We start from the raw sequence: 17,331 nt of genomic DNA, 5'->3' as shown, positions 1-17,331 counted from the left end.
GCTCCTCAGTTATTGTCGAAGCGGAAAACGTCTTCGCAGGCCTGTTTCAGGGCGCTGTCAGCACTGATGTTGCAGTCGCGCGTCCAGCCCGTCATACCGTTGCCGTCGCTCCACCGTGGCGTCATGGTTACCGTCAGCCCGTTAAGACTCTCCTGTCCTGTTATGGTCACGGTCCCTTTCGCCACGCTCATTCCTGAAACGTAGCGTGTCGTGGTGGGGGAAGGGATACCGTTACTGCCGGCGTCGCAGCTCTCCACGCCACCGTGATCCAGCGCGCAAAGCTCGATGGCCGTGCGGTAGGGAACGAAGGTTTGCAGCATATCGGTCAGCGCCGCCTTGCGCAGGTAGTTCTGATAGGCGGGAACGCCGATAGCGCTCAGAATCGCAATGATGCCAATGACCACCATCAGCTCAATGAGTGTGAAGCCTTGTTGTCTGTTCATATCTGCTCCTTATGCAAAGTGGCGCTACTTTGTCAGCGGGAAAGAGGAGAAACGAGAGGAAAAAAAGGGAACGGGAAGGAGGCTTCAGAGAATTTATTCAGTGTTGCAGGGAAGAACAGCGGATCTGCGAGCGGGGCTGAAATTCCCCTCTCCGGGTGGAGAGGGGAGAATGCGTTATTTGAAGCGCATTGAGAGGTCGAGGGCGCGAACGTGTTTAGTCAACGCGCCGACGGAGATGTAATCCACGCCGGTTTCGGCGAATTCACGGATCGTTTCGAAAGTGACGTTCCCGGATACTTCAAGCTGGGCCCGGCCGTTAGTCAGTTTTACCGCCTCGCGCATCTGCTCTGTTTCGAAGTTATCGAGCATGATGATATCGGCCCCGGCCTTGATCGCCTGCTCCAGCTCTTCCAGGCTTTCGACCTCTACCTCGACAGGCACATCCGGGTGCAGCCAGAAGGCTTTCTCCACCGCCTGACGCACGGAGCCAGAGGCAATAATGTGGTTCTCTTTAATCAGGAAGGCGTCGGATAAGCCCAGGCGATGGTTTGCGCCGCCGCCGCACAGCACCGCATACTTCAGCGCGGTGCGCAGGCCCGGCAGCGTTTTGCGGGTATCCAGCAGCTGGGTGCGGGTACCGACCAGCAGGTCAACGTAGCGACGCACTTCGCTGGCCACGCCAGAGAGCGTTTGTACAAAATTGAGCGCGGTACGTTCGCCGGTCAGCAAGACGCGGGAAGGACCGTCCAGTTCAAACAGCGGCTGGTTTGCCGTAATTGCCTCGCCGTCCTCAACGTGCCAGATAATCTGCACATCATCACCCGCCAGCTGGGTAAAGACCTCTTCAACCCAACGCTTGCCGCAAAAAACGCCGTCTTCACGGGTGATAATGACCGCGTGCGAGCGCGTCTCTTTTGGCAACAATTGTGCGGTAATATCCTTATCAGCGTTAACGTCACCGCCCAGATCTTCTTTCAAAGCATGGGAGACGCTTGCCGGAATATCCATATTAATACGTTCCAGAAGCGCTTCACGTCGGTGGTCGGGGTTGTAGCGGCGAGGCGGCATGATAAAACTCCAAATTGGTAACGAATCATAATATTGAAACATGCTACTCTGAACCGAGTCATTGCACCATACAGAAGGAGTTCCAGCATGTTGTTAGAAAACGGATGGCTGGTGGATGCGCGGCACGTGCCCTCGCCGCACCACGATTGCCGCCCGGAGGATGAAAAGCCCACACTGCTGGTGGTTCATAATATTAGTCTCCCGCCGGGTGAATTTGGCGGCCCGTGGATCGATGCGTTATTCACGGGAACGATTGATCCCGATGCTCATCCCTTCTTTGCTGAAATTGCACATCTGCGCGTATCGGCTCACTGCCTGATTCGTCGCGATGGTGAAGTGGTTCAGTATGTTCCCTTTGATAAGCGCGCCTGGCATGCCGGCGTGTCGATGTATCACGGGCGCGAACGGTGCAACGATTTTTCTATCGGGATCGAACTGGAAGGCACGGATACGACGCCCTACACCGATTCACAGTATCAACAGCTAGCGGCAGTGACCCGCACGCTTATCGGACTCTACCCGGCTATCGCCGACAATATCACGGGACACAGTGATATAGCCCCGGAGAGAAAAACCGATCCCGGCCCGGCCTTTGACTGGCCCCGGTTTCGCGCCATGCTCACCGCGTCGTCAGAATAAGGAGATACCATGACGTTGTTTACCATGCTGCTGGTTATCATCGCTGAACGCCTGTTCAAGCTCGGCGAGCACTGGCATCTGGATCACCGGCTGGAGGTATTATTCCGCCGTATCAAACATTTTTCCATGCTGCGCACGCTGCTGATGATGGCAGGGGTGATGGTCATTACGTTCCTGCTCCTGCGTTCGCTGTACGGACTCTTTTTCAACGTGCCGCTGCTGGTGGTGTGGATCCTGCTTGGGGTGCTGTGCATTGGCGCAGGCAAGGTGCGTTTACACTATCACGCATACCTGAAAGCCGCCTCCCGTGACGATGCCCATGCGCGCGGTGCCATGGCGAGCGAGCTGACGATGATCCACGGCGTGCCGCCGGACTGTGACGAGCGCGAATTCCTGCGCGAGCTGCAAAACGCGCTGCTGTGGATTAACTTCCGTTACTACCTTGCGCCGCTGTTCTGGTTTGTAGTGGGTGGTCCGCTGGGGCCGGTACTGCTGATGGGATATGCGTTCCTGCGCGCCTGGCAGACCTGGCTTGCCCGTTATCTGACGCCGCATGAACGCCTGCAGTCCGGTATTGACGCCATCCTGCACGTGATCGACTGGCTCCCGGTGCGTCTGGTCGGCGTGGTGTACGCGTTAATTGGTCACGGTGAAAAAGCGCTGCCCGCATGGTTCGCTTCTCTTGCCGATCGCCATACGTCGCAGTACCAGGTGCTAACGCGTCTGGCGCAGTTCTCGCTGGCGCGTGAGCCGCATACCGACAAGATTGAAACGCCGAAAGCCGCTGTCTCCATGGCGAAGAAAACGTCGTTTGTGGTGGTGGTGATCGTGGCGCTACTGACGATTTACGGCACGCTGGTGTAGGCCAGCGCGCCGCAAAGGCTAAAGCGTATCCGCGGGCGGGATGCCGAAATCAGGCATCCCGTTTTCATTCCAGCGGACAAGCTTCAGTCGGGTATGGCGATTCGGATCGTACAGCGGGTCGCCCTCAATTTCGGTGTAATTCCGCGCGTGATACACCAGCACATCTTCCCCTTCCGGCGTTTGCGTAAAACTGTTGTGGCCCGGGCCGTACTGACGATTTTCGTAGCTGGTAACGAACACCGGATGGGGGGATTTGTGCCAGTTTGCCGGTTTTTGCGGATCGGCATTCAGGTCTATCCACAGTAGACCCATGCAGTAGTTCTCGTCGGTAGCGCTGGCGGAATAGCTGATAAACAGCTTATCGCCGTGAACCAGTACCGCCGGGCCTTCGTTGACCCAAAACCCGCGACGCTCCCAGTCGTGGTCAGGCTTGCTGAGCATCACCGGCTCGCCTTTCAGCGTCCACGGGTTCTCCATTTCACACAGATAAAGATTGGAGTTACCGGTGATGTCCGGCGCTTTTTGCGCCCACAGATACCAGCGTTTCCCCTGATGAACAAAGGTGGTGGCGTCCAGAGCGAAGGTATCGAAAGGCGTTTTGATTTGCCCTTTCTCCACCCACGTGCCGGTGAGCGGATCGCCGTCGGCACATTCAATGGCGAACATACGGTGCTGGAACATTCCGAGCGCGTCGAGCGCCTGGGTGTGCGTCGCAGCAAAATAGATGTACCACTTCCCGTCGATGTGGTGCAGTTCCGGCGCCCAGATCAGCTGGCTCATCGGGCCGGTGTTGGGTTTGCGCCAGACCACCACTTCTTCGGCATTACGTAAGCCTTCCAGAGACTCTGCGCGGCGGATCGCCAGCCTGTCGTACTCCGGCACGGAGGCGATAAAATAATACTGCCCCTCGTGGCGTAAAATGTACGGATCGGCGCGTTGTTCAATAAACGGGTTTGGCCAGGTTTGCATTCGGCTTTCCTTATTTTGTCTCTGCGGCTTTGAGTTCCTGATAATCATTCAGCTCGCGGTAGTTATTGCGACGCTTTTCCAGATCGGACTGGATCTGCTTCATGGTTTCGCGGTCCACTTTCAGCAGGCGCACTACGCCAGCGGTAACTAAGTATCCAATGCCGGGAATGACGGTAAAGAGCAGCACGATCCCATTAATGGCGTCCGCGCTCTGCGCTTTTGCGCCCGCGTCATAGCCGTACCAGGAGAGCAGGAAGCCGACCATTGCCCCGGCAATCGCCAGCCCCAGCTTCAGGAAGAAGATGTTGCCGGAGAAGCTGATCCCGGTGATGCGCTTACCGGTCTTCCACTCGCCGTAGTCGTCCACGTCGGCCATCAGCGACCAGTGCAGCGGAGACGGGATCTGGTGCAAGATGTTCAGCAGGAAGTAGAGCACCACGATGGTGGCGGTGGCTTTCGGGTCGAAGAAATAAAAGGCGGTTGAGAAAATCGCCAGCACGATATTGGTCCAGAAGAAGACCTTGAGCTTACACCAGCGGTCGGTCAGCACTTTTGCCAGCACGCTGCCGAGCATCATGCCGACCACGCCCAAGCTGATAAACAGCGTGGCGAAATGGGTGCTCTGGCCCATCACCCAGGTGACGTAATACATGGTGGCCGCCATGCGGATAAAGCCCGGGCAGACGTTGCACAGGGTCAGGAGCAGAATGCGTACCCACTGGTCGTTCTTCCACACGTCTTTCAGATCGTTTTTCAGCTCGTCGTTGGTCTGTACCGCCGGACGCACGCGCTCGCGCACGGTGGCGAAGCAGAACAGGAACATGCAGGTGCCAATCAGCGCCAGGACGGTCATCGCCATCTGGTAACCTTTGGCTTTGTTATCCCCGCCAAACCAGTCGGCCATCGGCAGCAGCGTTAATGAGAGCAGCAGCGTGGCGATGCCGACCAGCACGAAGCGATACGACTGGCAGGCCACGCGCTCTTTTGGATCGTTGGTGATCACCCCGCCCAGCGAGCAGTAGGGAATGTTGATGGCCGTATAGGTTAAAGAGAGCAGGAAGTAGGTGACAAACGCATAGATAACTTTGCTGTTATAGCTCCACTCCGGCGTGGTGAACATCAGAATGCTGAACAGCGCGTAGGGGAAAGCGATCCACAGCAGCCATGGACGAAACCGACCATATTTGCTGCGGGTACGGTCAGCAATCGCGCCCATGATCGGGTCCGTTACGGCGTCAATCACGCGCACGGAAAGCAGCAGCACGCCGACCAGCGCAGGGGCGAGGCCAAAAATATCCGTATAAAAATAGTTAACAAACAGCATGATGGCGCCGAAGATGATATTGCATCCCGCGTCGCCCATCCCATAGCCGATCTTTTCTTTTACTGACAGTGTGTTGTTATCCATCGACAGCTCTCCGGTTTACGGTATGGAGAGAATTATTTGCTGGCAAAGGAATATATGCGTTGCAGTATCAGGGCGGTGATATGGATAAATGCGCTGTGGGCGTGAAAGTGTGAGGGAGGTAACAACGCGCGGCACCCGCAAAAGCAGGCGCCGCGGAGAGAGGCTTAGTGTGCTTTCATGGCATTACGGCTTTTCTGGCTGAAGAGATAGCCCACGCCAAGGATCGCAATCCAGACCGGGATCAGGTAGACGGAAATCGCCATACCCGGCGTGATCAGCATGATCACCAGCACGGCCGCCATGAACACCAGGCACACCCAGTTGCCCAGCGGATAGAGCAGGGCAGGGAAGCGGGGGGTGACGCCCTGCTGCTGCTTGGCGCGGCGGAACTTCATGTGCGCCAGGCTGATCATCGCCCAGTTGATGACCAGGGCAGAGACCACCAGCGCCATCAGCAGGCCAAACGCCGATTCCGGAGCCATGTAGTTAATGAGCACGCACAGCGCGGTCACAACCGCCGAAACCAGAATTGTGTTTACCGGCACGCCGCGTTTATCGACGTTGAGCAGCGCTTTAGGCGCGTTGCCCTGCTGGGCCAGGCCGAACAGCATACGGCTGTTGCAGTATACGCAGCTGTTGTAAACGGAGAGCGCTGCTGTCAGAACAACCACGTTGAGTGCGTTTGCTACAAAGGTATCGCCCAGCTCGTGGAAGATCAGCACAAACGGGCTGGTGTCGGCGGTCACGCGCGTCCACGGCAGCAGGGAGAGCAGCACGGCCAGCGAGCCCACATAGAAGATCAGAATGCGGTAGATAACCTGGTTAGTGGCTTTTGGAATGCTCTGCTCCGGGTTGTCGGCTTCAGCAGCGGTGATGCCCACCAGCTCCAGGCCGCCGAAGGAGAACATGATGATGGCCATCATCATCACCAGACCGGTCATGCCGTGAGGCAGGAAGCCGCCCTGTTCCCAGAGGTTGCGCACGGTTGCCTGCGGGCCGCCGTTGCCGCTGAACAGCAGCCAGCCGCCGAAGATAATCATCGCCACAACGGCAATGACCTTGATGATAGCGAACCAGAACTCCATCTCACCGAACACTTTTACGTTGGTCAGGTTAATGGCGTTAATAATGACGAAGAAAGCCGCTGCGGAGGCCCAGGTTGGGATCTCGGGATACCAGAACTGAATGTATTTCCCGACGGCGGTAAGTTCGGCCATGGCAACCAGAACGTACAGCACCCAGTAGTTCCAGCCCGAGGCGAAACCGGCAAAGCTGCCCCAGTATTTATAGGCAAAGTGGCTGAAGGAGCCTGCGACCGGCTCTTCAACGACCATTTCACCCAGCTGGCGCATAATCAGAAAGGCAATAAAGCCGGCAATCGCGTAACCCAAAATAATGCCGGGACCGGCTGACTGGATAACGGATGCGCTGCCCAGAAACAGGCCGGTACCAATCGCACCGCCCAGTGCGATCAGCTGTATATGGCGGTTTTTAAGCCCGCGCTTTAGCTGATCGCCGTGCTGTTGAGCTTCCATTTGAAACCTCGTGTGTGGTTGTTATGTTCACGCTGTGCGTGTGTAATTATGAAAATCCATATTCTGTATTTATTTCTTTACGGTTAACGAGACCGAAAAAAGCGGACATGACTTCCGTAAGCGCAAGAATAGTGGTAAGCGCCTGCGAATGCACCTGCTTTATGAAGGGGTGATGACGACTTGAATAAAAAGAAAGCATTTGTAAATCGGCCCGCTCATTCTTCCTAACCCAACCTATAGAATAGAAATGCTCCGTAAGTGGGCGAATTTTCATTATTTGCCTTGTTGAATCGCTTCAGATTGCAAAAACCCTCGTTTCATTATGGTTAAAACTCCCTCTTAAGGAGTAATCAACTCATTTGTGCAAAGTTACATTTCTGAAACGTTATTTCTGTAAGGTTGTTAAAATGTGCAGGGTTTACTGATTTCAATCAAAACCAATATGGACAGAAGGTGAATACTTTGTTACTTTAGCGATACGAAATAGAAATTGGTAAGACCAATTGACTCCGGGCAAAAAGGCGTAAGACAGGGAATATGGCCTACAGCAAAATTCGCCAACCAAAACTATCTGATGTGATTGAGCAGCAGCTGGAGTTTTTAATCCTCGAAGGGACTCTGCGCCCGGGTGAGAAACTTCCGCCAGAACGCGAGCTGGCAAAACAGTTCGACGTTTCACGTCCCTCTCTGCGTGAGGCGATTCAGCGTCTCGAAGCAAAGGGCTTGCTGCTTCGTCGCCAGGGCGGCGGAACCTTTGTGCAAAACAGCCTGTGGCAGAGCTTCAGCGATCCGCTGGTAGAACTTCTCTCTGACCACCCAGAATCCCAGTTTGACCTGCTTGAGACCCGTCACGCGCTTGAAGGTATTGCGGCCTATTACGCCGCCCTTCGCAGCACTGATGAAGATCGCGTGCGTATCCGCGAACTGCATCAGGCCATTGAACGGGCACAGCAGTCCGGCGATCTAGACGCCGAGTCCAGCGCCGTCGTCCAGTATCAAATCGCCGTCACCGAAGCGGCCCACAACGTGGTGCTCCTCCATCTGCTACGCTGCATGGAGCCGATGCTGGCCCAGAACGTTCGTCAGAATTTTGAATTGTTGTATGCCCGTCGGGACATGCTCCCACTGGTAAGCAACCATCGCACCCGAGTATTCGAGGCGATAATGGCCGGGGAACCGGAGCAGGCGCGCGAAGCGTCGCACCGACATCTGGCTTTCATTGAGGAAATCTTGCTGGACCGCAGCCGTGAACAATCGCGTCGCGAACGTTCATTACGCCGCATACAGCAACGAAAGGATTAAGCGCCAGGTACTTTTAGAGCGCGGCAACTAAACGCAGAACCTGTCTTATTGTGCTTTTGGTTGTTCAAATAGTTCGGGTTATATCGCGGCGGCAAGCGCGCGAATCCCCGGGAGCATAGCGAACTATGTGACCGGGGTGAGAAAGCGCAGCCAACAAAGAGATAACCCGAAATATTAAGAACAAAGAGCACAATGGGACAGGTTCCAGACAAATCAACGTATTAGATAGATAAGGAATACCCCCATGTCAGAACGTCTCCAAAATGACGTGGATCCGATCGAAACTCGCGACTGGCTACAGGCGATCGAATCGGTCATCCGTGAAGAAGGTGTTGAGCGCGCTCAGTATCTGATTGATCAGCTGCTTTCTGAAGCCCGCAAAGGCGGTGTGAAGGTTGCTTCAGGTGCAGGGGCTAGCAACTACGTAAACACGATTGCCGTCGAAGACGAACCGGAATACCCGGGCAATCTGGATCTGGAACGTCGTATCCGTTCTGCAATCCGCTGGAACGCCATCATGACCGTTCTGCGCGCATCCAAGAAAGACCTGGAACTGGGTGGCCACATGGCGTCCTTCCAGTCTTCTGCGACCGTTTACGAAGTGTGCTTCAACCACTTCTTCCGTGCAGCGAACGAGAAAGACGGCGGCGATCTGGTGTACTTCCAGGGCCACATCTCTCCGGGCATCTATGCACGTGCATTCCTGGAAGGTCGTCTGACTGAAGAGCAGATGAACAACTTCCGTCAGGAAGTTCACGGTAAAGGTCTGTCTTCTTACCCGCACCCTAAACTGATGCCTGAATTCTGGCAGTTCCCGACCGTATCTATGGGTCTGGGCCCAATCGGTGCGATCTATCAGGCTAAATTCCTGAAATACCTGGAACACCGTGGTCTGAAAGACACCTCTGAGCAGACCGTTTACGCCTTCCTGGGCGACGGCGAAATGGATGAGCCAGAATCCAAAGGTGCGATCACCATCGCTACCCGTGAGAAGCTGGACAACCTGTGCTTCATCATCAACTGTAACCTGCAGCGTCTGGATGGTCCGGTAACCGGTAACGGCAAGATCATCAACGAACTGGAAGGCATCTTCGCTGGTGCTGGCTGGAACGTGATCAAAGTCATGTGGGGCGGTCGTTGGGATGAGCTGCTGCGTAAAGACACCAGCGGTAAGCTGATCCAGCTGATGAACGAAACCGTTGACGGTGACTACCAGACCTTCAAATCCAAAGACGGTGCCTACGTTCGTGAGCACTTCTTCGGCAAATACCCTGAAACCGCAGCACTGGTTGCAGACTGGACTGATGAGCAGATCTGGGCTCTGAACCGCGGTGGTCACGATCCGAAGAAAGTCTACGCTGCACTGAAAAAAGCGCGTGAAACCAAAGGTAAAGCGACTGTAATCCTGGCCCATACCATCAAAGGTTACGGCATGGGTGATACCGCAGAAGGTAAAAACATCGCTCACCAGGTTAAGAAAATGAACATGGACGGCGTGCGTTATATCCGCGACCGTTTCAACGTTCCAGTGACCGATGAGCAGGTAGAAAACCTGTCTTACATCACCTTCCCGGAAGGGTCTGAAGAGCACAAGTACCTGCACGAACGTCGTCAGGCGCTGAAAGGCTACCTGCCAGCTCGTCAGCCTAACTTCACCGAGAAGCTGGAACTGCCAGCGCTGGAAGACTTCTCTCAGCTGCTGGAAGAGCAGAACAAAGAGATCTCCACCACTATCGCTTTCGTTCGTGCCCTGAACGTGATGCTGAAGAACAAGTCGATCAAAGATCGTCTGGTTCCAATCATCGCCGACGAAGCGCGTACTTTCGGTATGGAAGGTCTGTTCCGTCAGATCGGTATCTACAGCCCGAACGGCCAGCAGTACACCCCGCAGGACCGTGAGCAGGTTGCATACTACAAAGAAGACGAGAAAGGTCAGATCCTGCAGGAAGGTATCAACGAGCTGGGCGCAGGCGCATCCTGGCTGGCTGCTGCGACCTCTTACAGCACCAACAACCTGCCGATGATCCCGTTCTACATCTACTACTCCATGTTCGGGTTCCAGCGTATCGGTGACCTGTGCTGGCAGGCAGGCGACCAGCAGGCTCGCGGCTTCCTGGTAGGCGGTACCTCCGGTCGTACGACTCTGAACGGTGAAGGTCTGCAGCACGAAGATGGCCACAGCCACATTCAGTCTCTGACTATCCCTAACTGTATCTCTTACGATCCGTCTTACGCATACGAAGTGGCAGTCATCATGCATGACGGTCTGCAGCGCATGTACGGTGAAGCGCAAGAGAACATTTACTACTACATCACCACCCTGAACGAAAACTACCACATGCCGGCAATGCCAGCAGGTGCCGAGGAAGGTATCCGTAAAGGTATCTACAAACTCGAAACCATCGAAGGTAGCAAAGGTAAAGTTCAGCTGCTGGGCTCCGGCTCTATCCTGCGTCACGTACGTGAAGCAGCGCAGATTCTGGCGAAAGACTACGGCGTGGGTTCCGACGTGTACTCTGTGACCTCCTTCACCGAACTGGCGCGTGATGGCCAGGATTGTGAGCGCTGGAACATGCTGCACCCACTGGAAACTCCACGCGTTCCGTACATCGCTCAGGTGATGAACGACGCGCCAGCGGTGGCGTCTACTGACTATATGAAACTGTTCGCTGAGCAGGTTCGTACTTACGTTCCAGCTGATGATTATCGCGTACTGGGTACTGACGGCTTCGGTCGTTCTGACAGCCGCGAAAACCTGCGTCACCACTTCGAAGTTGATGCTTCTTACGTGGTTGTAGCAGCACTGGGCGAACTGGCTAAACGTGGCGAAATCGATAAGAAAGTGGTTGCGGACGCAATCACCAAATTCAACATCGATGCAGAAAAAGTTAACCCGCGTCTGGCGTAAGAGGTAAAAGAATAATGGCTATCGAAATCAATGTACCGGACATCGGGGCTGATGAAGTTGAAATCACCGAGATCCTGGTCAAAGTAGGCGACAAAGTTGAAGCTGAACAGTCGCTGATCACCGTAGAAGGCGATAAAGCCTCTATGGAAGTCCCGTCTCCTCAGGCTGGCATCGTTAAAGAGATCAAAGTCTCTGTTGGCGATAAAACCGAGACCGGCAAACTGATCATGATTTTCGATTCCGCCGACGGTGCAGCAGCTGCTGCACCTGCGCAGGAAGAGAAGAAAGCCGCTCCGGCCGCCGCTGCTCCAGCAGCTGCCGCGAGCGCGAAAGAAGTGAACGTGCCTGACATCGGCGGTGACGAAGTTGAAGTCACTGAAATCCTGGTGAAAGTGGGCGACACCGTTGCGGCCGAGCAGTCACTGATCACCGTAGAAGGCGACAAAGCCTCTATGGAAGTGCCGGCTCCGTTCGCGGGTACCGTTAAAGAAATCAAGATCAACACCGGCGATAAAGTGTCTACCGGCTCCCTGATCATGGTCTTCGAAGTGGCGGGTGCAGAAGGCGCTGCCGCGCCTGCGCAGGCCGCTGCTCCGGCTCCGGCTGCTGCACCAGCAGCTGCTGGCGGCGCGAAAGACGTTAACGTACCGGACATCGGCGGTGACGAAGTTGAAGTGACCGAAGTGATGGTGAAAGTGGGCGACAAAGTTGCCGCTGAACAGTCACTGATCACCGTTGAAGGCGACAAAGCTTCTATGGAAGTGCCAGCGCCGTTCGCGGGTACCGTTAAAGAGATTAAGATCAGCACCGGCGACAAAGTGTCTACCGGCTCTCTGATCATGGTCTTCGAAGTGGAAGGCGCTGCGCCTGCCGCAGCTCCGGCTGCCGCGGCTGCTCCAGCACCGGCTGCTGCACCGGCTCAGGCTGCTAAACCAGCCGCTGCCCCTGCTGCTAAAGTAGAAAAATCTGAGTTCGCTGAAAACGACGCTTACGTCCACGCTACCCCACTGATTCGTCGCCTGGCGCGCGAATTCGGTGTGAACCTGGCGAAAGTGAAAGGAACCGGCCGTAAGGGTCGTATCCTGCGCGAAGACGTTCAGACCTACGTGAAAGACGCGGTGAAACGCGCCGAAGCTGCACCAGCTGCAGCCGCCGGTGGCGGTATCCCGGGCATGCTGCCATGGCCGAAAGTGGACTTCAGCAAGTTCGGCGAAATCGAAGAAGTGGAGCTGGGCCGCATCCAGAAAATCTCTGGTGCTAACCTGAGCCGTAACTGGGTGATGATCCCGCACGTTACGCACTTCGACAAAACCGATATCACCGATCTGGAAGCGTTCCGTAAACAGCAGAACGCTGAAGCTGAGAAGCGCAAACTGGACGTGAAATTCACCCCAGTGGTCTTCATCATGAAAGCCGTTGCCGCTGCCCTTGAGCAGATGCCACGCTTCAACAGCTCCCTGTCCGAAGACGGCCAGAAGCTGACGCTGAAGAAATACATCAATATCGGTGTTGCGGTTGATACGCCAAATGGTCTGGTTGTTCCGGTCTTCAAAGACGTGAACAAGAAGAGCATCACTGAGCTGTCCCGTGAACTGACCGTGATCTCCAAGAAAGCGCGTGATGGTAAGCTGACTGCCGGCGAAATGCAGGGCGGCTGCTTCACTATCTCCAGCATCGGCGGCCTGGGTACCACCCACTTCGCGCCGATCGTTAACGCGCCGGAAGTGGCTATCCTCGGTGTGTCCAAGTCCGCGATGGAGCCGGTGTGGAATGGCAAAGAGTTCGTGCCGCGTCTGATGATGCCAATCTCTCTTTCCTTCGACCACCGCGTGATCGACGGTGCTGATGGTGCGCGCTTCATCACCATCATCAACAACATGCTGAGCGACATTCGCCGCCTGGTGATGTAATCGAAAAGCCGGCCAGTCGGCCGGCTTTTTTCTGATAATCTCATGGTGTTTGTGAGGTTATTGGCGAAAGCGACAATTCGTGAGCCGTTTGTTGTTTCAAAATTGTTAACAATTTTGTAAACTGCGGGCGGATAGAACGACCCGGTGGACGACGGGTATAAATTAAGAGGTCATGATGAGCACAGAAATCAAAACTCAGGTCGTAGTACTTGGGGCAGGCCCGGCAGGTTACTCCGCAGCATTCCGTGCAGCGGATTTAGGTCTGGAAACCGTCATCGTAGAACGTTACAGCACCCTCGGCGGTGTTTGTCTGAACGTCGGCTGTATCCCTTCTAAAGCGCTGCTGCACGTAGCGAAAGTTATCGAAGAAGCCAAAGCGCTGGCTGAACACGGTATCGTCTTCGGCGAGCCGAAAACCGATATCGACAAAATTCGTACCTGGAAAGAGAAAGTTATCACTCAGCTGACCGGCGGTCTGGCGGGTATGGCCAAAGGCCGTAAAGTGAAAGTGGTAAACGGTCTGGGTAAATTCACCGGTGCGAACACCCTGGAAGTGGAAGGCGAAAACGGCAAAACCGTGATCAACTTCGACAACGCGATCATCGCGGCAGGCTCTCGCCCAATCGAACTGCCATTCATTCCGCATGAAGATCCACGCGTGTGGGATTCCACCGATGCGCTGGAGCTGAAAACCGTTCCTAAGCGTCTGCTGGTCATGGGCGGCGGTATCATCGGTCTGGAAATGGGTACCGTGTACCATGCGCTGGGTTCAGAGATCGACGTGGTTGAAATGTTCGACCAGGTTATCCCGGCTGCCGACAAAGACATCGTTAAAGTCTTCACCAAACGCATCAGCAAGAAATTCAACCTGATGCTGGAAACCAAAGTGACTGCCGTTGAAGCGAAAGAAGACGGTATTTACGTTTCCATGGAAGGCAAAAAAGCCCCATCCGAACCACAGCGTTACGACGCCGTGCTGGTGGCTATCGGCCGTGTGCCGAACGGTAAAAACCTCGACGCGGGCAAAGCTGGCGTGGAAGTGGACGACCGTGGCTTTATCCGCGTTGACAAGCAGCTGCGCACTAACGTGCCGCACATCTTTGCTATCGGCGATATCGTCGGTCAGCCAATGCTGGCGCACAAAGGTGTCCACGAAGGTCACGTTGCCGCTGAAGTTATCGCCGGCATGAAGCACTACTTCGATCCGAAAGTCATTCCATCTATCGCGTACACCGAGCCAGAAGTGGCATGGGTCGGTCTGACTGAGAAAGAAGCGAAAGAGAAAGGCATCAGCTACGAAACCGCCACCTTCCCGTGGGCTGCTTCTGGCCGTGCTATCGCTTCCGACTGCGCTGACGGTATGACCAAACTGATCTTCGACAAAGAGACTCACCGCGTCATCGGTGGTGCGATTGTCGGTACCAACGGCGGCGAGCTGCTGGGTGAAATCGGTCTGGCTATCGAAATGGGCTGTGACGCTGAAGACATCGCGCTGACCATCCACGCTCACCCGACTCTGCACGAGTCCGTGGGCCTGGCGGCAGAAGTGTTTGAAGGCAGCATCACTGACCTGCCAAACGCGAAAGCGAAGAAGAAATAAGTTTCTTCAGATGAAAAAAAGCGGCCAATGGCCGCTTTTTTTATGCGCTGCGTTCAGGGGGCCACAGGCTGCCAGGTTTTATCAGGGCTATAGGCGGCTAGCGCCCGGGCTTTCTGCTCTGAATCGCTGCCGAGATCGGACTGGTACACCTTGTCGTCCTGGTTTATCACAAAGCTCATGACGCCCGTCTGACCGTAGCTGACCGGCCAGGCCACCATCGCGAAACCGTGATTATCCGGCAGGATGCGGAAGCGATAGCCGTGATAGCCGGTACCTGGCTCTTTCGGACTAAATGCCGGGCCGAGCGGGCTGGGCGCTTCGCCGGGCGAGGCTGGCCAGTACAAACCGTCTTTTTTGCCTTTCGAGCTGACAATCTTCTGCGCGTATTTCTGGTTCATCGCAAAATAGCTTTGCTGCGCATCAACATAGGCATGTAAGGCTTCAATGGCGGCGAGCTCGTTACGCCCGATTTCGCGGGTCAGGATCTCTTCTGCCCCTTCTTTGATGTCGAACTGCCAGCCTGCCGAGGTTTTGATCACCGGGATGGGAAGCTGCCAGCCGCTGTCTCCGACAACCAGGTGTGCCGTATCTCCTTCGACAACCGTGGTATGACGGACGTTCCAGTCGCGCAGGAAGCGATCGACAGCATCCGGATCAACGCCCTCAGGCGGCAGAAAATCGCGCCAGTTCTCTCCAAGCAGGTTGGTCATCGCGCTCTCGTTTTGCTCACGGATGGCTTTGGTCAGCGCATCGGTTGCCTGAGCGGGTGTGCTAAAAGACTGCTGCGCCATCACCGAGGCCGAAAGCATAAATAACACCATTCCGCTGAGTAGTTTACGTTTCATGTCGGTTCCCTTAGCGATGTCGAATTTCACGGCGTTCAGCACGTCCACCAGACGCCTGACGTGGCTGCTGCTGGCGCGCAGCGAGCTGTCTGCTTTGCGCACCGCGCTGCTGCTGCGCCTGCCAGTTCGCCGAGCGGCTGTCGTTACCGCTCAGCGCATTGGCCCGGGGCTGGCTGCTTCGCTGCTGGAGAGAGCGTTGCTGCGCGGGCTGCGAAGCCCGCTTCTCTTGTCTCTGCGCGTTGGTCTGGCGATTTTCTCGCTGCTGCGCGGTGCTCCGCTTCGCCGTCTGCGGTTTAGTGTCGTAGCCGCGGTAGTTATTGCGCTGTGAAATCTGCTTCAGCTGTTCACCTGAGGCCTGACGCTGCACGTCTTTCGTTCCGGAGCGCGCCGTTTGGGGGAAGGTTTTACCCGTGGATTTCTCCATCTGGCTTAGCGCGGCCTGACGCTGGCTATCGCGGTTAACCGGTTTTTGCTGCGTTGAGCTGAGCCCTGTCGCCGCGTTGGTGGAGTGGAAGCGAGTGTTGAGCTGGTTAGTCGGATAGGGCACGCCTTCCCGATAGGCCGGGTTGTGCTGCCAGGTGCGGTTGGTGTCCGTCAGGCGCTGTCCGCTGATTTTATTGAAGTTCTCAACGTTGATATTGATATTGTTATCGCCGTTGCGGTTATAGCCGCCGTGATTATCCCAGTCGCCATGGTGATGATCCCAGTCATCGTCATCATCCCAGTCGATGTTGCTGAAGATGGCATAGGTTGTGGCGACGCCCAGGCTGAAGCCTAAACCGTTTACGAAGCTGTTGCCAAACTGCTCCCCGGGCGTAGGCGGGAGATAGGTGGGCGGATAAGCGGCGTTTGGCCAGGTCCCATAAACCGTATTGGGGTTATAGGTCGGGACGTAAACAACCTGCGGATCGGCAGATTCAATTTTGATTACCGTTGGGGCGGGCGCGGACGTCGTGGCGGTCGTCGCCTCGGCGGTGCTGGTTTTCGCTGGCGCCGGTTTAGTCACGGTGGTGACCGTCTGCTGGGGCGTGGATTGTAAAGCGCCGGTCTTCTGCGCCAGCGCGCGCAGGCGCTGTACGGAATCCATCACGTCCTTCGGCTGCGCGAGAAACGCATCACCCAGATTTTGTACCCACGGCGGGTTTTCACCCATCAGGGACATAAGCTGAGGAAACGCGACCAGCGATTTTACGCTGGGATCCCAGGGCTGGCTGGCAACGGCCTGAATCGCGGCATCCCCTTCCATTTTAGGGTTGTCTTTGGACCACTGCGCCGCCTGGATCACGTTGGCCGGATAGGTCGACGCCATTAAAATTTGCGACAGCAGGGCATCCGGGTAGAGCGCGATGGGAGCAACCCATTGATCGATTTGCGCGGCAGTGTAGGCTGGCGCGACAACAGGTGCGGGCTGGGCTGCGGCAGGCGCTGGTGCAGCCGGTTGTTGTGCGACGGGAGTCGGCGCAGCGGGCTCCGTGGCGCGGCCTTTGACAAACATGACGCCCGAGGCGGCAAACAGCCCGGCACTGCACAGAAGGACGAGCAGATGTGGCTTAAAGGGCAACTTCATAAAATGACTCCAACGAGACAAGCGCTGTGCCGTGAGGCGTTACGGTTGGCGTGAGTATTATTCACCCGTCTTTTACTGTTTTGACTTTTATTGGGAAGCGTCCGGTACGTCCGGATAAAGAGTGTGAGTATTTATTACACAATTATATCTGATGAAGAAAAAACTGAAGCGTCACGGTGCCGAAGATACCGCAAAAAGATGCCCTGAATCCCCGCTACACCATGCTTAACGATTCAGCAAATTTTTTAATGTTGCTTTTTTGTAAACGGATTA

Annotated in this window: 14 protein-coding genes; 6 read left to right on the top strand and 8 right to left on the bottom strand. The window is 55.5% G+C overall.

From position 1 onward, the window contains the following. Window positions 1-5 precede the first annotated feature (5 nt). Together ppdD and nadC are read right to left on the bottom strand one after the other, a co-directional pair. Window positions 6-443: a prepilin peptidase-dependent pilin gene (gene ppdD / locus M2422_RS10875; protein WP_064673241.1), complete on the bottom strand. Its 438-nt coding sequence runs from the start codon at window positions 441-443 to the stop codon at window positions 6-8. Window positions 444-617: 174 nt separating this feature from the next. Next, window positions 618-1,511: a carboxylating nicotinate-nucleotide diphosphorylase gene (gene nadC, locus M2422_RS10870; RefSeq protein WP_064673242.1), complete on the bottom strand. Its 894-nt coding sequence runs from the start codon at window positions 1,509-1,511 to the stop codon at window positions 618-620. A gap of 87 nt (window positions 1,512-1,598) precedes the next feature. Between nadC and ampD the strand changes: the two genes are divergently transcribed. Both ampD and ampE read left to right on the top strand, forming a co-directional pair. Continuing rightward, window positions 1,599-2,150, top strand: a complete 552-nt coding sequence (ampD, locus tag M2422_RS10865) for a 1,6-anhydro-N-acetylmuramyl-L-alanine amidase AmpD (protein WP_024907473.1) — start codon at window positions 1,599-1,601, stop codon at window positions 2,148-2,150. Window positions 2,151-2,159: 9 nt separating this feature from the next. Next, complete coding sequence (gene ampE, locus M2422_RS10860; protein ID WP_033144645.1) at window positions 2,160-3,014, top strand: beta-lactamase regulator AmpE; 855 nt, start codon at window positions 2,160-2,162, stop codon at window positions 3,012-3,014. 18 nt (window positions 3,015-3,032) lie between these two features. On the opposite strand, the gene M2422_RS10855 is transcribed toward ampE, so the two are convergent. From M2422_RS10855 to M2422_RS10840, 4 genes are all read right to left on the bottom strand, one after another. Further along, on the bottom strand, window positions 3,033-3,983 hold the full coding sequence (locus M2422_RS10855) for a family 43 glycosylhydrolase (protein WP_064673243.1): 951 nt from the start codon (window positions 3,981-3,983) through the stop codon (window positions 3,033-3,035). 10 nt (window positions 3,984-3,993) lie between these two features. Further along, the gene (locus tag M2422_RS10850; protein WP_033144647.1) at window positions 3,994-5,391 is read right to left on the bottom strand and encodes a glycoside-pentoside-hexuronide (GPH):cation symporter; all 1,398 of its coding nucleotides are present in this window, start codon (window positions 5,389-5,391) and stop codon (window positions 3,994-3,996) included. A gap of 164 nt (window positions 5,392-5,555) precedes the next feature. Beyond that, on the bottom strand, window positions 5,556-6,926 hold the full coding sequence (aroP, locus tag M2422_RS10845) for an aromatic amino acid transporter AroP (RefSeq protein ID WP_259140712.1): 1,371 nt from the start codon (window positions 6,924-6,926) through the stop codon (window positions 5,556-5,558). A gap of 46 nt (window positions 6,927-6,972) precedes the next feature. Further along, the gene (locus M2422_RS10840; RefSeq protein ID WP_080934400.1) at window positions 6,973-7,200 is read right to left on the bottom strand and encodes a hypothetical protein; all 228 of its coding nucleotides are present in this window, start codon (window positions 7,198-7,200) and stop codon (window positions 6,973-6,975) included. Window positions 7,201-7,463: 263 nt separating this feature from the next. Between M2422_RS10840 and pdhR the strand changes: the two genes are divergently transcribed. The 4 genes from pdhR (at window position 7,464) to lpdA (ending at window position 14,646) form a co-directional block, all read left to right on the top strand. Beyond that, window positions 7,464-8,228, top strand: coding sequence for a pyruvate dehydrogenase complex transcriptional repressor PdhR (gene pdhR / locus M2422_RS10835; protein ID WP_008501960.1), 765 nt, complete (start codon window positions 7,464-7,466; stop codon window positions 8,226-8,228). A 244-nt stretch (window positions 8,229-8,472) separates the two neighbouring features. Next, entirely contained in the window at window positions 8,473-11,136 is a 2,664-nt protein-coding gene (gene aceE / locus M2422_RS10830) for a pyruvate dehydrogenase (acetyl-transferring), homodimeric type (RefSeq protein WP_023310418.1), read from the top strand. Between the two features lie 14 nt (window positions 11,137-11,150). Continuing rightward, a complete protein-coding gene (gene aceF / locus M2422_RS10825; RefSeq protein ID WP_064673244.1) occupies window positions 11,151-13,046 on the top strand; it encodes a pyruvate dehydrogenase complex dihydrolipoyllysine-residue acetyltransferase in 1,896 nt (631 codons plus the stop codon). Window positions 13,047-13,221: 175 nt separating this feature from the next. Next, window positions 13,222-14,646 carry a dihydrolipoyl dehydrogenase gene (gene lpdA, locus M2422_RS10820; protein ID WP_003856313.1) on the top strand — a complete coding sequence of 475 codons (1,425 nt, stop codon included), beginning with the start codon at window positions 13,222-13,224 and terminating at the stop codon, window positions 14,644-14,646. 53 nt (window positions 14,647-14,699) lie between these two features. Here lpdA and M2422_RS10815 read toward each other — a convergent pair whose 3' ends face one another. Then, window positions 14,700-15,491, bottom strand: a complete 792-nt coding sequence (locus tag M2422_RS10815) for a DUF2950 family protein (protein WP_064673268.1) — start codon at window positions 15,489-15,491, stop codon at window positions 14,700-14,702. 10 nt (window positions 15,492-15,501) lie between these two features. Further along, a complete protein-coding gene (locus M2422_RS10810) occupies window positions 15,502-17,058 on the bottom strand; it encodes a DUF3300 domain-containing protein (protein ID WP_064673245.1) in 1,557 nt (518 codons plus the stop codon). Between the last annotated feature and the right edge of the window lie 273 nt (window positions 17,059-17,331).

It is taken from the genome of Enterobacter sp. SLBN-59 (genome assembly GCF_024807915.1).
Classification (GTDB): Bacteria; Pseudomonadota; Gammaproteobacteria; order Enterobacterales; family Enterobacteriaceae; genus Enterobacter; species Enterobacter asburiae_B.
The sequence above is the reverse complement of the archived record's forward strand: the minus strand, read 5'-3'. Positions and strand labels throughout refer to the sequence as shown.

Bases quoted from the DNA above. Each gene is read 5' to 3' on its own strand.
- ppdD (WP_064673241.1), bottom strand. From the start codon at position 443: ATGAACAGACAACAAGGCTTCACACTCATTGAGCTGATGGTGGTCATT.
- nadC (WP_064673242.1), bottom strand. From the start codon at position 1,511: ATGCCGCCTCGCCGCTACAACCCCGACCACCGACGTGAAGCGCTTCTG.
- ampD (WP_024907473.1), top strand. From the start codon at position 1,599: ATGTTGTTAGAAAACGGATGGCTGGTGGATGCGCGGCACGTGCCCTCG.
- ampE (WP_033144645.1), top strand. From the start codon at position 2,160: ATGACGTTGTTTACCATGCTGCTGGTTATCATCGCTGAACGCCTGTTC.
- M2422_RS10855 (WP_064673243.1), bottom strand. From the start codon at position 3,983: ATGCAAACCTGGCCAAACCCGTTTATTGAACAACGCGCCGATCCGTAC.
- M2422_RS10850 (WP_033144647.1), bottom strand. From the start codon at position 5,391: ATGGATAACAACACACTGTCAGTAAAAGAAAAGATCGGCTATGGGATG.
- aroP (WP_259140712.1), bottom strand. From the start codon at position 6,926: ATGGAAGCTCAACAGCACGGCGATCAGCTAAAGCGCGGGCTTAAAAAC.
- M2422_RS10840 (WP_080934400.1), bottom strand. From the start codon at position 7,200: ATGAAAATTCGCCCACTTACGGAGCATTTCTATTCTATAGGTTGGGTT.
- pdhR (WP_008501960.1), top strand. From the start codon at position 7,464: ATGGCCTACAGCAAAATTCGCCAACCAAAACTATCTGATGTGATTGAG.
- aceE (WP_023310418.1), top strand. From the start codon at position 8,473: ATGTCAGAACGTCTCCAAAATGACGTGGATCCGATCGAAACTCGCGAC.
- aceF (WP_064673244.1), top strand. From the start codon at position 11,151: ATGGCTATCGAAATCAATGTACCGGACATCGGGGCTGATGAAGTTGAA.
- lpdA (WP_003856313.1), top strand. From the start codon at position 13,222: ATGAGCACAGAAATCAAAACTCAGGTCGTAGTACTTGGGGCAGGCCCG.
- M2422_RS10815 (WP_064673268.1), bottom strand. From the start codon at position 15,491: ATGAAACGTAAACTACTCAGCGGAATGGTGTTATTTATGCTTTCGGCC.
- M2422_RS10810 (WP_064673245.1), bottom strand. From the start codon at position 17,058: ATGAAGTTGCCCTTTAAGCCACATCTGCTCGTCCTTCTGTGCAGTGCC.